1 protein-coding gene is annotated in these 627 nt (G+C 45.1%); it reads left to right on the top strand.

The features are described 5' to 3' along the window. Positions 1–144: 144 nt before the first annotated feature. On the top strand, positions 145–627 hold a 483-nt coding region (locus R7R78_RS27375; RefSeq protein ID WP_225474764.1), incomplete at its 3' end, for a DEAD/DEAH box helicase.

The raw sequence follows: 627 nt of genomic DNA, 5'->3' as shown, positions 1-627 counted from the left end.
AGTTCTCGTCACTTTATCGAGATGTTTTGCGCCAGTCGTATGATTTTCAGCAACAGCTTAATGACTCAACTCAATGAGATAGAAAAGTAGTATGGCTTTAGGGGCTCTGGTAAACTCTGCGCTCCAAAAATTATGAGGTTTATCATGTCCGTTAATTTTGCTGATCTTGGCATTGAACAACAGTTAGTCGAAACGTTGAACAATATGAATATTGTGACGCCAACGCCAGTCCAAGAAAAATCGATTCCACACGTACTGGAAGGCAAAGATCTTCTTGCGGCTGCGCAAACGGGTACCGGTAAAACGGCGGCATTTGGTTTGCCGATTATTCAGGCGGTACAGCAAAAGAAACGTAATGGCACACCTCACGCTCTCATCCTAGTTCCGACTCGTGAATTGGCGCAGCAAGTGTTTGACAATTTAACGCAATACGCGGAACACACGGATCTACGTATTGTTTGTGTGTACGGCGGTACAAGTATTGGCGTGCAAAAGAACAAGTTGGAAGAGGGCGCGGATATTCTTATTGCTACGCCGGGCCGATTGTTAGACCACTTGTTTAACGGCAACGTAAACATTTCTAAAACTGGCGTGTTGGTGCTTGATGAAGCTGACCGAATGTTGGAC

The organism is Vibrio sp. 2134-1, assembly GCF_033339495.1.
The sequence above is the reverse complement of the archived record's forward strand: the minus strand, read 5'-3'. Positions and strand labels throughout refer to the sequence as shown.